Raw genomic sequence first — 14,741 nt, 5'->3', positions numbered from 1 at the left:
AATTATGTTGTTAAAACAGCGTGTTGCCTGGGTTGAAGGAATGCTGATGGAACCTCAGCATTTTCAGCAGCAGGAGCGGTATTTCGAACATTACACGGATATGCGTATCCGCAGCACAGATGCTCTGGCCTGGGGTTTCCGTCAGATACATCTCGACACCGGATTACTCGATCAGGGAAAAATCGCCCTGACCCGTGCCCGCGGCGTTTTTCCTGACGGCACCCCGTTTGATCTCGGCAGTGACAACCCGCTGCCGGTGCCGTTTGATCCGGGACCGGACTGTCAGGGACACATTATTTGTCTCTCTGTCCTGATGGATATGCCGGGAAATACCTTTATCGATCTGTCACAAAGCAAAGGACAGAGCCGCTTCAGTGTGATTAACGCCGATGTCCGCGACCGCAACGCCGGTCTGGCCTCAGAGGGCACACCGCAGATGGCCACACTCCAGCTCGGGGATCTCTGTACACGGCTGAATATCCGGAGTGCAATCAGCGATGCGGAATCCCTGCTGCCTGTAGCCCGGATCACCGAAAAAACCCGCGACGGCCGCCTGATACTGGATGATAAATTCCTGCCGCCGATGCTGGATTTCCGCGCCTGCGGCTGGCTGAAAAGTGCCGTTACCGAACTGCTCGGTCTGATGGTACAGCGGCTGGAGAGTGTTTACCGTCCGGATGTGCCGCTGACCACCGGCGGGCTGACTGAACTACTGGAACTTTTGCTGTTACAGACACTGAGTGAATACCATCTGCGTCTTGCTCATCTGCTGTCACTGCCTCAGGTTCATCCTGAACGGATGTTTTTCACGCTGCTGGGTCTGCTCGGCCGCCTGAGCATCATTCCGGGCAAAGAGAATACGTCGCTGCACCAGGATTTCCATTATTCACACAATGAGCCGCAGGATGCCTATTTCAGGCTGTTTGCCGCACTGCGCCGTGCCCTGTCACTGGTGATTGAAGCACCGGCCATCGCCCTGCCGTTTATCGAGCGCGGCGACAATATCTATCTGTACCAGAATGATCCGCAGTTACGTCTGGAAAAACTGATCTTTATCGTCAGTGCGGAGTTGCCGGGCGATACCATGAGAAGTCATTTCCCTGCCCAGACAAAACTGGCGCCGGTGGAAAAAATTGTCCAGCTCATCGATTTGCAATTGCCGGGCGTACGCATCACTCCGATGTCATCACCGCCGCGCCACATCCCGTATTACCCGAACAGTGTTTACTTTGAGGTGGATAATGCGGATCCGATGTACAGAGATATGCTGGCCGGCAGTGCCGCGGCACTGAGTATTGTCGGTGATTTCCCGGGATTACGTTTTGAGGCATGGGGCTTGCGCCAGGGGAGAGTAGGATGAATGAATTCGAACGCCAGATCAGGAGTGCCATATCAGCGGCCCGTACAGGAGTGAAACAGGCCGAGCACTCATTAACTAACCCGATATGGCAGGCCAAAAGCACTGCCGCCTCCATCGGCGGCATCATTCCGGCCGGGATGCGGGGGATGGGCAACGCGCAGCCTCAGGATGACGACCAGCCGGAATTCACGGCGGCTAATGAAGATCCGCCGGTATCATCCGTGAACCGGACGCAGGGAAAACATAACCCGCTTCCGCCGATGCGCCCCTCACAGCAGCGGGAGCATCAGCAGAGTTCCCGCACGACCGGACAAAACACGTCACTGTTCGGTCTCTGGCATAACCCGTATGTTTCCGCCGCGATGCCGCTGCTGTTGCAGATTGAGTGGTTCCGTAATGAACCAGAGACCGATTTTGTCTGTGCCCGCCTGCAAATTGTCAGAAAACTGGAGTTTTTCCGCAAAGATCTGCGTAAACAGGGTTTTCCGCCGGAGGAGATCGATCACCTCTCTTATCTTATCTGCACCTATGCGGACGGTCTTTTTACCGACATGGTGAAAGAGGAAATGACGGGGCTGAGCCTGCTGGTGGAATTTCATAAAGATGCCTGGGGCGGTGAGAACTGCTTTGAGCATCTGAAAGAATACATCAGCAATCCGCAGGACAACCGTGATGTGCTTGAGTTCTATTATCTGATCCTGTCCATGGGATTTGAGGGAAAATACCGGATGCTGGAACGCGGAGCGGTATTACTGATGGATCTGCGCAATCACCTCAGCGGCCTGCTCTATTCACAGAATACCACCCTGTTCTTATCCGATGTCCGGGCGGAGAAAGTTAAGCCGCCGAAACGCCGGTTTATCACCGCATTACGTATCCTTATCACCGGGCTTATCCTGGCCGTTATCGCCTACGGTATTTCCGCCTGGTATCTTCATGAGCAGGCACGCCAGATCCGTAATGATATTCTGGCGTGGGTTCCGCCGGAGCCGCGCAAAATTAATATCATGGAAACCCTGCCGAACCCGCTGACACAAATATTAAGCGAGGGCTGGCTGGAAGTCCGTAAAGACCCGCGCGGCTGGCTGCTGATCTTCACTTCTGACGGTGCTTTCCTGACCGGTAAATCTGAACTGACGGAAGATTTCCTCAGCAAACGCAACATCGAACGTCTGGGTGCCGCCCTCACGCCGTGGCCGGGGGACCTGGAAGTCATCGGTCATACCGATGCCACCCCGTTCCGCAAAACCTCCGCCAATAACAACCTGAAACTGTCGGAAGCCCGTGCCGTGGTTGTCGCCGATATTCTGCGGACCAATACCATGATTAATCAGACCCATAACCGCGAAATTACCGCGACAGGCCGGGGTGAAAGCGATCCAATCGCCGATAACACCACAGATGAAGGCCGCAAACGTAACCGCCGCGTTGATATCTTATGGAAAATCGGCAAACGCGATGCGGAACAGGCCATGCAGGGCTATCAGGACGGTGATGTTCCGGCGGTGCTGAACAACACCCCTGCACCGTCAGCAGGTAATTATGATAACAACACTTCAGCGGAACCGCCTGTGCTCCCGGCCTGGATGAAGTAACGGTATACAAGGACGTATTATGATCAGACGATTTATTATCCTTATCATCGCATTGATTCTCAGCTACATCATCTGGTGGGTCGGACCGATGATTGCCATCGGCAACTTCTACCCGCTCGCGCGGGTGCTGGTACGCCAGATCATTATCGGTATTATTCTTTTCTGGGCGTTATGGCCGTTTGTGGCTTTCCTGTTCAGCCGCCTGTTCCGGTTTCTCCGTACCCCGATGCCGAAACCGAAAAAGAAGATTATTCAGCTTGATCGGGTTACAGCCCGTTTTACCGATGCCATCCGGACGCTGCAATTTATTGCACTGGCCGGTAAAAAAACCCGCAGTGAGCGGATGAAAATCCATCTCAGCCGTGAATACATCAATAACAAACCCTGGTTTGTGGTGATGGGGCCTGCCGGATGCGGCAAAACCTCCGTGATTTATGACAGCGGCGAACAGTTCCTGCTTTCCGAGCAATACGGATTATCCCGCACAACCGATGTCGGCCCGACAGTGGATTGTAACTGGTGGCTGACAGAGCGGGCTGTGTATATTGATACCGCCGGGGAATGGGTGCAGATGCACGGACAGAGCGATGACGCCGGGAATGCGCGTCAGAAATTGTACGCCCTTATCCGTAAACACCGCCGCTATCCCGGCATCGACGGGATTATTTTGTGTGCGGATATCGGCACACTGCTGTATGCCCCGCTGACAGAGCGGAAATCACTGGCAGATACACTGCGTATCCGCATCCTCGAAATGGCCGCTCTTTTTCAGTCTGATATTCCGGTCTATCTCCTGCTGAATAATATTGACCATCTGCCCGGCGGTGAGGCATTTCTGAATATCGCCGATGACGACCTGCTCGCAGGCGGTCTGGGGATCAAACTGCAATGTACTGACGATCACCGTAATAATTTCATTCATGATGAAAATACCTATCACCAGTTTCAGATCCGGGTCAGCAACTATATTCTTGAAACCCTGCACAATGTGCCGGATGACGGATTACGCCACCAGCTGCTGCTGTTTATTGAATCGCTCGGCGCACTGCAAAAGCCGCTGTTTTCCTTCCTTGAACAGATTTTTCCGGCCTCGGCCACCGGCTACACCGGATGCCTGCGGCAGCTGTGGATGGGCAGTACCATTCCGCTGATAGCCCGCGAGAGCCTGTATAACGCAGAGGCGGACGGACTGTTTGATGAGCGTCAGTCCGGCGGAATGTACCTCCCGGCGCTGACTCAGGCCATCACCGAGCGGGGCGTGCTGCACAGTGCCCGCTACCGTCCGCTGCGTAACAAGCTGTTTTCCGCCGCCCGCTATTTCGCAGTAACCGCCGGTCTGCTGGCTGCGGTGATGCTGCTCTCCTCCCGCTATTTCTGGGAATCGGATTTTATCGCCTATGCCAGCGCCCGCTTTGAGGAAACCAAGCGGATCGTCCGCGATATTCCGGTGACCAGCCAGTTTAATGATGACCTGATCGCCGCTTATGAACAGCTCGGTTATATCAACACGCAGTTTCTGGAAAGTTCACCGCCGCTGCTGACACCGTATTTCGAGCACAAACTGCTGAGCAGTGCGATGGAAAAGACATACCGCCGTCATCTCTACAAGATTTTCTGGCCTGCTGTGGAAAATTATATCGCCAACGAACTGAAACAGAGTGCGTTCAGCGGTAATACCGATGCCTACGACACCCTCAAGGTCTATCTGATGATGGTTTATCCCTCATACCGGGAGCCGGAGGCACTGGAAAACTGGTTTATGATCCGCTGGGAAAACTACGCGGTCCAGGGCTATACCGAAAACGATCGCCGTCTGTTCCGCTATCATCTGCATGAGTTATTCAGTGACACCTCCTCCACGGCACCGGTGGCTAAAATGAATGCAGAGCTGGTACGTATTGCCCGTGTCAATGCCATGAAAACCCCGATCCATCTGCGGGTGGTTAACCGTATCAAAGACAAACCGCTGCCTGCCGGTATTCAGAATATCTCGCTGGCAGATGCCGCAGGTCCCAGCGTGTCGCTGATGCTGCGCCGAAAAAGCACCAATACCGTGACAGATACCGCCGTTTCCGGTTTTTACACCAAAGCCGGTTACCGGGATGTCTTCCTGCCGCAGTTACAGGATGCGGCCACAGATATGATCAGCGAAGAAAACTGGGTGCTCAGTGACAACACTGAAAAACGCGGTGATATCGGTACACAGGAAGCGATTCAGACATTATCCAATGAAGCGCTGAAAGCCTACCTGTCTGAATATGCCAATCAGTGGGACAGTTTCCTGAAAGATATCCGTGTCCGGCCAATCAGTGACCTCGATGATGCGGCGCAACTCGCCCGTCAGTTTACCGAGCCGTCTTCGCCGCTGACCGGTCTGGTTCAGTTTGCTATCGATGAAACCACACTGAGCCGCGAAAATCAGCAGGATGCCACCGGATGGTTTGCCCGCCAGGAAAACAAACTGACTCAGACCCGCCGGTCACTGCTGGACGGAGTCAGTAATGATCGCGCTGCCGGAAGCACGCCGGAGAAAAGCCTGGAAGCGCGGTTTGAAGCGCTGCACCGTCTGCGTCAGGCCGAAACAGCCGGCGCCAATGATCCGCTGTTCTCGGCTTTTGATCAGGTTTACAACAAACTGGCCACCCTCTCCGCCTCACTGCGGGCCGGTCAGATCCTGCCGCAAAACGGTGAAATCAACCGGTTACGCGATGATATGCTGCGTCAGCCGGAACCGGTGCGCAGTGTCATGATGGATCTGCTTTCAACAGGCGAAAAACAGAGCCTGCAAAAGAGCAAAGAAAACCTCAGCCGCGGTGCGTCATCCATTGCTTCTGATTCCTGCCGGACCACGATCAGCGGCCGCTATCCGTTTAACCGGGGCGCACGGGAAGAAGTCGGGATCGGTGATTTCACACGTATGTTCGGACGCGGCGGGGCAATCCAGAGTTTCTTTGATGAAAACCTGGCGGCCTATGTGAATACCGGTGCAACCCCCTGGCAAATCCACCCCGGCAGCCGCGGTGTGGTTTCCGCCAGAACGGTGGCATCATTTGAAAATGCCGCCCGCATCCGGGATTCCTTCTTTGATCCGTCAGGTTCGATGTCAATGTCCATGATTATCCGCCCGATCTCATTATCCCCTTCAGTTCTTGAAGCTGTGCTGGATATTGACGGACAGATAATCCGCTACAGCCACGGCTATCAGGAGCCGGTCAAAATTAACTGGCCGGGCCCCAAAGGCGGCATTTATACGCGCCTGACATTCAAAACACAGGACGGACAGGTGGAAACGGTCAGCTTTGACGGTCCGTGGGCACTCTTCCGGATGTATGACGCCGGTAACCCGGCACAACTGAGCAGCAACAGCCGCCAGCTCACTATGGCAATGGGTCAGGTGAAAGGATTCTTTATTGTCGAGCTCAATTCAACAATGAAGGATTATCCGTTGTGGTCACGGGCATTAAAACAATTTTCCTGCCCGGGTAATATCTGATAAACGAAAAGGACAGTCATTATGTTAGATCCGAAAAATGTACAGTCAGTACTGAAATTCAGTACTGAATCAGGAAATGATTCTGCTTCAGAATTACAGAAACCCTTTATGGACGGGGTTAAAAATATGAAGATGTCCGGTTCGGATGCCTCCCGTTCCATTCTGAAAAACGTCAATCAATCCTGTGACCAGATGATGAAGGAAATGGGAAAAATGTTTGACGGCCTTCAGGATAATCTGGATGCACATCAGAAAATGCAGCAGGCAGAACGGCCGAAAGACTTCGACACGGCCATGAAAGATTTGCGGTCAACACTCTCCGCCGGCTTCCCGGAAGAGATGAAAAGCATGTTTGATAAAATGCCGAAGATATAATCCGGACAAAAAAATACCGGGATTTTCCCGGTATTTTTTTACTGTGATAAGAAGCAATCAGAATAAATATTTAAAACGGACACGGGCGCCGTAACGGTCGTTATCTTTACTGTCAACGATCGTCATATCATCCTTCCCGTTAATATGAGAGTAGTATGCACCGAGGTATGTTTTAAAGTTATCCATTCCCAATATATCCGGTAATTCATACGACATGAACACTGTGTGAATATTATATTTTCCAGGATATAAAATATCATATTTGCTGTCATCAGCTGAGTTTACGACCTGGTAGGATTTAATATCATTATGAGCATATATATACCCCAGCTGGAACTTGCGCCATAACACGTTAGTTCCGGCAGAGAAGTCATTTTCATTCTTCGCATCCAGATACGCAGTACTGACGTTAACGACCATGCCATTTTCCGGATCATCTTTCAGTGTATCCCACTTCATCGTCAGGCCATAACCGGTACGGCGTGACTGATCCTCAAACTTTCCGTCCGCATTATTAAAGCCGTAAGCATTGCTGATCACGTTAGCATCCACCGCCCCCGCAATCGTAACGTTATCATAATTCCATGCCACTACCGGACGGACATAAATCACATTCTTTTTGTTCTGTAATTTACGGCCATGGTATTCCTGATCTTTAAAGACGCGGCTGCCATCCTCAACCAGTGTATTCACCTCAAAATACCAGTTATCATAATTACTGCTAAGGTTCATAGCACCGCCGCTGTTACTCCGTCCGCGCCCTTCTTTCATCATATAGATATAGCCGAATCCGTCAGCATAGAGATCATTGGCGCTGTTACCCGAATGTTCGACAAATGTATCCTGATTCAGCGGGAACATATCATAAGCCTCATAACGGCCGATTTTATATTTCCATTTGTTTTCTTTACCAAAATAGAATACCGCATCATCAAGCCCGATATTTCCGGACATATTGGCTAACGGCTGAACACTGAAACCGGCATAATTACCGTTATCCAGTTTACGTTGCCCGTCAAGGCCGATTAAGATCCGCCCGTTAATATCCCAGCGTTCTTTATCACCGAAATCATCCGCTCCGCGTCCGGCCTGAGTCTGCATAGATGTAATCTGCCCTTTGCGGCTGGCGGCATCAATATTAAACTCCACATCACCGTATAATTTCAGTGTTCCTTTTTCATTATCGGCGCTGACAATATTACTGAAACCGGATGTATTCTCCCGGCCGGTATTTCCTGCCGGAGCCGTATTCCGGGCCATTAAATTTTCCAGACGTTCTGCTTTTTTTTCTGCTGCCACTGCTCTTGCTTCAGCTTCAGACGCTCTTTTTTCAAGACTGTTCAGACGTGCCTCAATATCACTTAATGATGTTTCAGCACCGGCAGAAAAAGAAATAGCAAATCCTGTCAGCAATGCTAATTGAGTTAACTTCATTATATCTACCTCTGTTCACAAAGATCGGATGGCAGCAGCATACGAATATGCTGCGCCTTTATCAGAAATATTATTATCGGTAATTTAATTATTGTTTTATTTTTAATACAGATTCAGGTGTAATTTCTTCAAATGAAGAAATAATAAGATCAGCTCCGGTTAACAGTGAACGATCTGCTGTTACACCGACTGAGAAAATACCCGCTCTGTTCAGTGCGGTAATACCCGACTCCGCATCCTCAAAGCCGATGGCATCCTGCGGAAGAACATCAACAGATGATGCAGCTTTCAGAAATATTTCAGGGTCCGGTTTTCCTTTACTCAATAGTGCAGGGTCGACAATAGCGTTAAAATAATTATCAATATTTAATTTTTTTAAAATAACCGGTGCGTTGCGGGATGCAGAAGCAACCGCACACGGTATATTAAGATTGTTTGCCCGGATAATAAAATCCTTAACACCGGGAAGAATATCCTTTTCAGATAACTCCCCGAGTAACTTCACATAATACTCATTTTTTTTATCTGCCAGTAATATCTTTTCTTCATGACTGTACATATCAGACTGATGACCATAATCTAATATTTTTTCTAATGACTCCATCCGGCTGATACCTTTGAGTTTCTCATTAAACTCATCACTGATATCAAAACCTGCTTTATTGGCAATATATCGCCAGGCGATATAATGATATTTTGCCGTATCAACAATCACGCCGTCCAAATCAAATAAAAATCCTGATTTCATGATGTGTATTCCTTCACATAAGTATATGAAAACGGCATACCTGCTGTAATCTGATGTTTTTCATTATGAATATCGATAAAGACCGTTTGGTCGGCGGTGACTGATACCGATTTCTGTGAGATCAAAAAGCAGTAATGAACACCACGATGCTGCAAATTAAAATTGATACGATTCCATTCAGCCGGTAATGACGGTGAAACGGATAAATGATCACCCCGGATATCCACACCTGCATAGGACATCACTGCTGTATTGATAGTTGCGGCCATCACCCCGGTATGAATACCTTCTGCGGTGGTTCCGCCCTGAATATCGCCATAATCAGACCGCAACGCCTGCTGATATAATTCCCGCGACAAATCATGTAATCCGGTATTGCAGGCCAATTGGGCATGCACTACTCTGGAGAGAGTTGAACCGTGAGAAGTTCGTTTTAAATAATAATGAAGATTTGTTTGTGCATAATCACGATCTAAGTGGTAGCCCATATTATTCAATATTCCGGTAACATCATCACGGGAGAAATTATTGAATATCATTAACGCATCAGCCTGTTTTGCCACCTTATAGTCATCAGCACTTTTACCTTCAGCACGCAGTATTCTGTCCATCCGGTAAATATTGCCGTATTTATTCTGATAGTGTTCCCAGTCGATCTCTTTCAGGGAAAAATACCCGTCAAACTGCGCAATCACATCATCTTCAATCACCAGCGATAAACATTTACCTGTGTGGCTGATTTTCCGGATAAATGCAGTATCCTCCTCAGTGGTATTAAATTCCGGAGACAATTCAGTCAGAACGGAAAATAACCAGGAGATCATTAAATTGGTATACGCATTATCTTTAAGCCCGGCGGCGCTGCTGCCACTGATATGCTCATGAAATTCATCCGGCCCCATCACACCGCTGACAGAATAACGCCCGGTTGATTCATTATATTCGGCTTTACTCAGCCAGAAGCGGGCAATGTCTGTCAGCATTTCCATGCCATACAACCGCATAAATTCCGCGTCACCGGTCGTTTTCCAGTACAGCCAGATGTTATACGCAACGGCCAGAGAAACATGACGCTGGAGGTGGCTGTAATCCGGGTCCCAGTGACCGTTCAGCGGATTCAGATGGACGGATTGTGTCTGCTCACTGCCGTCCAGACCGGACTGCCACGGATACATTGCCCCCTGACAGCCGCTGTCCTGTGCAATTTTCCGCGCCGCCGGTAACCGGTTATAGCGGTACATCAGCAGCTGACGGGCCGTCTGCGGAAAATGCATGATATAGAAAGGCAGAATAAAGATTTCATCCCAGAAAATATGCCCCCGGTATGCCTCTCCGTGTAATCCGCGGGCCGTTACCGACACATCGAGTTTATATTTTCCGTTACTGTAAGGTGAGCACGATGACAACAGATGACAAATATGTAAACGCAATAACTTCTGCGCCATTAAATCACCGTCAATGACAATATCAGCTTTATCCCATAAATTTTTCCATGCCTGTCCGGAGGCTTCAGCCTGAACGGAAAAATCAGCCAGTGTTGTTTTATCCGCATCCGCCCAGCTATCCGGAAAAACAGAAGAGAGACGGATATTAATACTTTTCTCAAGACGGTATGTTTTGCCTTTCTGTGCATGGCAGGAAATAAACTGCTGCACTTTACCGGTGTTTTCTTTTATCTGAATATCACTGTCAGTAAAAAAATTACCACGTATTTTTGTGGTCACGCCGATACCGATACCGGATTGCAGTGTCCGTGCATTTAATTGCGCATAGCTGCCTTCTGCCCCGCGGGATAATACCCGGTAGTGGTGTGACGTCAGGCTCCGGTAACGTTCAACACCATAATTACGGGTCGTACCGTCAATACAGGTAACAACCGTAATCTCAGCATCAAAATTCAGGGGGGTGAAGCTGTATTCAACCGCAAACCGCTCCGGACAGGACATATCCGCCAGCATCCGGCTGTTAATCTGAATAAGATGTTTGCGGGAATCCTCCGCAATCCAGGTCTGATCCAGAATGCCGTTTTTTAAACACAGGTTCCGGTACAGCATTTTATTGCGGCAATTTTCCGGTGACAGCCATTCACCGTCACCGATCTTTATCCGGACAGAGCGGGCGTCAGGAACATTAACGAAATCCTCATTGGATACCGTCTTTCCGGCAATATCTGACTCTGCCTGATTATAACAACCGGCCAGATAGGTTGCCGGATAGGTTGCATCACCCGCCTGCATATCCGGCAATGTACCACGCACACCTAAATATCCGTTTGCCGTGGTTAATAATGATTCAGCCGCATATTCTTCTTTACCCGCAGTGAACCCGGAATAATCAATATTCCAGCAGAGCTGCTCATATTTTTGTTTTAATGCCTGCGCCAGTTTATCTTCTGTGAATACAGCCTTTCCCTGCTGTGCAACAAAAGGGGCATTAAAGATTTCGGAAAATGATTTTTCCAGATCAATAATGACATGCCCGGCCAGTTCAGCACAGAATGAGGGATAATCCGGTAACCGTTCTCCCGTAATGACACCACCTTTAATACCGGGAAAATCCCGTCTGATCTCCGTTAAAATATCCAGACATGCTTTAACGGATATGTCACTCCAGCGGAATGCATAATCATATTTATCGCTGCCGGAAAAAATGTCAGCACCACTTTCTTTTACAGACACAGTCAGATAACACATATTAAATTCACTTTATTAATTTACAGAGAAGTTACCAGGGTGCCTTTGCGCTGCTGATAACGATACATCATCATTGTTAATAAGATTGGAACAACAATGGCGACTATCATGGCAACAAGGTAAATACCCCAGAAAGCAGGCTGAATAGACAAGATTCCCGGAATACCACCGACACCGATACCATTGGATAACACATGGGCAAAACCGCAAATTAACCCCGCCAGTGCGGCACCAATCATGGCGCACAGCATCGGGAAACGGTAACGCAGGTTCACGCCGTACATCGCCGGTTCAGTCACCCCCAGATAGGCAGATATAGCCGCCGGAATCGTTATTTCCCGTTCATCCTTTTTACGGCTCATAATAATGATGCCGACAACCGCAGAGGCCTGGGCAATATTCGATAATGCGATGATAGGCCAGATAGGTGTTCCGCCGATGCTTTGTGTCAGCTGCATATCAATCGCCAATGTGGTGTGGTGCAATCCGGTGATTACCAGAGGCGAATAGAAAAAACCAAATATCATCGAGCCGAGTAACGCAAAATCACCCAGCATTAAATAACGGACGCCATCCGAAATAAGATTACCGGCAGCACGTCCGAACGGCCCCAGAATGGCATGAGCCACCACGACAGAAACCAGAATGCTGATGATAGGTACGACCACCAGGGTTAAATATTCAGGGATACGGCGGCGTAATTTCACTTCAAACCAGCCGAGGAATAAACCCGCCAGAATAGACGGTATCACCTGAGCCTGATAACCCACTTTCTGGATAGAAAATAAACCGAAATCCCAGACATCCGGTGTCTGACTGCCGATGCCATAAGCATTCATCAGCTGAGGTGATACTAATGTAATACCCAGCACAATACCCAGGATCGGAGAGCCACCCATTTTTTTGGTTGCTGACCAGCAGATAGCCACCGGCAGAAAATGGAATATTGCCTCACACGGTAACCACAGGAAATCATATATTGGCTTAAGCCAGGAATAATACTCCGTCAGTGGTTTATCATCCCGGACAGGCATTTCACCGATGACATTTCTCAATCCCAGTAATAAGCCACCACAAATCAACGCCGGCAGCAGCGGAACAAAGATTTCCGCCAGATTGGCAATCAGTCGTTCCCAGAACTTCATATTTTTCCTGGCAGCGACTTTTGTTTTTTCTTTATCTGATTCAGATATATTGAGTTTTTCAATCAGACCCCGGTAATAGTCACCGACATTCATACCGATAATGATCTGAAACTGACCTGCATTATTAAAACATCCCTTAACCCCGGGGATTTGCTTAATAGATTCAATATCAGCCAGTTCAGGATCATTTAAAACAAAGCGTAAGCGTGTCAGACAGTGAGAAACTGTACTGATATTCTCCTTTCCGCCGGTAAATTTGATGATCTTATCCAGTTCATCACTGTGAACATTAATTTCCATATCCCCATCCCCGTATAAAACGTCTGTGTTTTAAAATACGTTCAGTATGGAAATGACTCAATGGGAACGATCCCATTACGGGACGAACGTCACACTAAAGTTTATTTAACTCAATAAAATCAATAGGTAAATGAAGGTGATGGGATCAGGTGGGTTTTGGGTGAAAAGTTGCCATTAACCATATCAATCAATAAGTTGACTGATGTCTGACCGGTTTCACGAATACCCAGGCGACATGTTTTCACATCAGGAAAAAGGAAGGTTAATAAGTCATTTCGCCCGATACAGGCAACAAAAATAGTATTAATCTGATGATGTACGAGATATTTTTTAACACCAAACGCCAGTGATTCTGTCGCGCATAATATGGCCTGAGGACGTTTCAGTACGATATTTTCCGCAAGCAGATATCCGCTTTCGTAGTTTAATTCGCCCAATGCTGAGTCCGCTGTTATCTTATATTTATCGCAATAATGCTTATAAGTCTGATGGCGTAATAATCCGGTTGTTTCATCCTGTTCATTAACGCCAATATAGCTGACAGCTGTAAAGTTCTTCTCTTTGTACAGATAATCCATTAAATGATTAACTGTTCCGGTATCATCATTACAGACACAGGTATAGCCTTCGAAAGAACGGGCAATAACAACGATATTCTGTTGCCAGGAGACTAATTGTTCTTTATCCAGCCCGGTAAAAGCAAACAGAATAACACCATCTACCTTCCGTCTTTCCAGCATGGACAAATGCTCATCAACCTTTTCAGGATCAAACTGGCTTTCCAGAATAATAGGGTCAATATTATTTTTATATAACACAGGCAGCATCGCGCGGATTGCCTGGTTCTCAGAATAAGAATCAAGCCGGGTGACAATAATCCCGAATGTCCGGCCTGTTAACCCCCGCATCGCCCGTGCTGATTTTGATGGCGTAAAGTTATTCTGTTCAATTACCGCCAGTATTTTACGACGGGTTTCTTCATTGACATTCTGTTCGTTATTAATCACACGGGAGACAGTGGACTTGCCGACATTACAGATAGCAGCAATATCTTTGATGGTGAGTTTTTTCACAGCGTTGCTCCCGTTGATTCATTTCGATCTGGTTATCAGAACAGATGCCGGGTGAATCCCGTAATCCGATACCGGGTATTATACGCATTTAAATGTGAAATTACTGATTGTTATAATTCCTCATCCGGAAAATAAGCACACATTGCGTTATTTTTCTTTCGCCCAAACGCAAAAAAGCCACCCAAAGGGTGGCTTCTTCACTTAATAATAACCTGGCGGTTCCCTACTCTCACATGGGGAGACCCCACACTACCATCGGCGCTACGGCGTTTCACTTCTGAGTTCGGCATGGGGTCAGGTGGGACCACCGCGCTACGGCCGCCAGGCAAATTCATTTAATCCAAAACAAGCTTTTCATAATGAATGACTCTGTTGTCTCTTCACTATGCTGAAAAATTTCTTCGTCTCTCAACTCAAAACACCTTCGGTGTTGTCAGGTTAAGCCTCTCGGTTCATTAGTACTGGTTAGCTCAATACATCGCTGCACTTACACACCCAGCCTATCAACGTCTTAGTCTCAAACGT

At 48.3% G+C, this 14,741-nt stretch carries 9 protein-coding genes and 2 rRNA genes; 4 read left to right on the top strand and 7 right to left on the bottom strand.

The window, feature by feature from the left end; genetic code table 11:
• Positions 1-4 precede the first annotated feature (4 nt).
• From tssK to AAZR23_RS00040, 4 genes are read left to right on the top strand one after another with little or no spacing between them, the layout of a single operon-like run.
• Positions 5-1,360, top strand: a complete 1,356-nt coding sequence (gene tssK / locus AAZR23_RS00055) for a type VI secretion system baseplate subunit TssK (RefSeq protein ID WP_107680407.1) — start codon at positions 5-7, stop codon at positions 1,358-1,360.
• Entirely contained in the window at positions 1,357-2,955 is a 1,599-nt protein-coding gene (gene icmH / locus AAZR23_RS00050) for a type IVB secretion system protein IcmH/DotU (RefSeq protein ID WP_434689759.1), read from the top strand. The genes tssK and icmH overlap by 4 nt, the downstream gene beginning before the upstream one ends.
• Before the next feature lie 19 nt (positions 2,956-2,974).
• A complete protein-coding gene (tssM, locus tag AAZR23_RS00045; RefSeq protein ID WP_434689756.1) occupies positions 2,975-6,448 on the top strand; it encodes a type VI secretion system membrane subunit TssM in 3,474 nt (1,157 codons plus the stop codon).
• Positions 6,449-6,469: 21 nt separating this feature from the next.
• Positions 6,470-6,823 carry a DUF6277 family protein gene (locus AAZR23_RS00040; RefSeq protein ID WP_046893631.1) on the top strand — a complete coding sequence of 118 codons (354 nt, stop codon included), beginning with the start codon at positions 6,470-6,472 and terminating at the stop codon, positions 6,821-6,823.
• Positions 6,824-6,880: 57 nt separating this feature from the next.
• Here AAZR23_RS00040 and AAZR23_RS00035 read toward each other — a convergent pair whose 3' ends face one another.
• The 7 genes from AAZR23_RS00035 to AAZR23_RS00005 all read right to left on the bottom strand — a co-directional run.
• Positions 6,881-8,257, bottom strand: a complete 1,377-nt coding sequence (locus AAZR23_RS00035) for a carbohydrate porin (RefSeq protein ID WP_434689751.1) — start codon at positions 8,255-8,257, stop codon at positions 6,881-6,883.
• Between the two features lie 88 nt (positions 8,258-8,345).
• Positions 8,346-9,005: a beta-phosphoglucomutase gene (gene pgmB, locus AAZR23_RS00030; protein WP_434689749.1), complete on the bottom strand. Its 660-nt coding sequence runs from the start codon at positions 9,003-9,005 to the stop codon at positions 8,346-8,348.
• Positions 9,002-11,698 (bottom strand): glycoside hydrolase family 65 protein, encoded by a 2,697-nt coding sequence (locus tag AAZR23_RS00025; protein WP_434689746.1) that lies wholly within the window; start codon positions 11,696-11,698, stop codon positions 9,002-9,004. Before AAZR23_RS00025 ends, pgmB begins: the two co-directional genes overlap by 4 nt.
• A gap of 20 nt (positions 11,699-11,718) precedes the next feature.
• Positions 11,719-13,143, bottom strand: coding sequence for a PTS trehalose transporter subunit IIBC (treB, locus tag AAZR23_RS00020; protein WP_434689743.1), 1,425 nt, complete (start codon positions 13,141-13,143; stop codon positions 11,719-11,721).
• A 119-nt stretch (positions 13,144-13,262) separates the two neighbouring features.
• Complete coding sequence (treR, locus tag AAZR23_RS00015; protein WP_247717321.1) at positions 13,263-14,216, bottom strand: trehalose operon repressor TreR; 954 nt, start codon at positions 14,214-14,216, stop codon at positions 13,263-13,265.
• A 210-nt stretch (positions 14,217-14,426) separates the two neighbouring features.
• Positions 14,427-14,542 (bottom strand): 5S ribosomal RNA (gene rrf, locus AAZR23_RS00010).
• Between the two features lie 108 nt (positions 14,543-14,650).
• Positions 14,651-14,741 (bottom strand): 23S ribosomal RNA (locus AAZR23_RS00005); the annotation flags it as partial.

Source organism: Morganella sp. Je.2.23, assembly GCF_051129855.1.
Taxonomy (GTDB): Bacteria; Pseudomonadota; Gammaproteobacteria; order Enterobacterales; family Enterobacteriaceae; genus Morganella; species Morganella sibonii.
This window is presented reverse-complemented; position numbering and strand designations above follow the sequence as displayed.

Excerpts from the sequence above, each read along its gene's own strand:
- tssK (WP_107680407.1), top strand. The coding sequence starts at position 5 with ATGTTGTTAAAACAGCGTGTTGCCTGGGTTGAAGGAATGCTGATGGAA.
- icmH (WP_434689759.1), top strand. The coding sequence starts at position 1,357 with ATGAATGAATTCGAACGCCAGATCAGGAGTGCCATATCAGCGGCCCGT.
- tssM (WP_434689756.1), top strand. The coding sequence starts at position 2,975 with ATGATCAGACGATTTATTATCCTTATCATCGCATTGATTCTCAGCTAC.
- AAZR23_RS00040 (WP_046893631.1), top strand. The coding sequence starts at position 6,470 with ATGTTAGATCCGAAAAATGTACAGTCAGTACTGAAATTCAGTACTGAA.
- AAZR23_RS00035 (WP_434689751.1), bottom strand. The coding sequence starts at position 8,257 with ATGAAGTTAACTCAATTAGCATTGCTGACAGGATTTGCTATTTCTTTT.
- pgmB (WP_434689749.1), bottom strand. The coding sequence starts at position 9,005 with ATGAAATCAGGATTTTTATTTGATTTGGACGGCGTGATTGTTGATACG.
- AAZR23_RS00025 (WP_434689746.1), bottom strand. The coding sequence starts at position 11,698 with ATGTGTTATCTGACTGTGTCTGTAAAAGAAAGTGGTGCTGACATTTTT.
- treB (WP_434689743.1), bottom strand. The coding sequence starts at position 13,143 with ATGGAAATTAATGTTCACAGTGATGAACTGGATAAGATCATCAAATTT.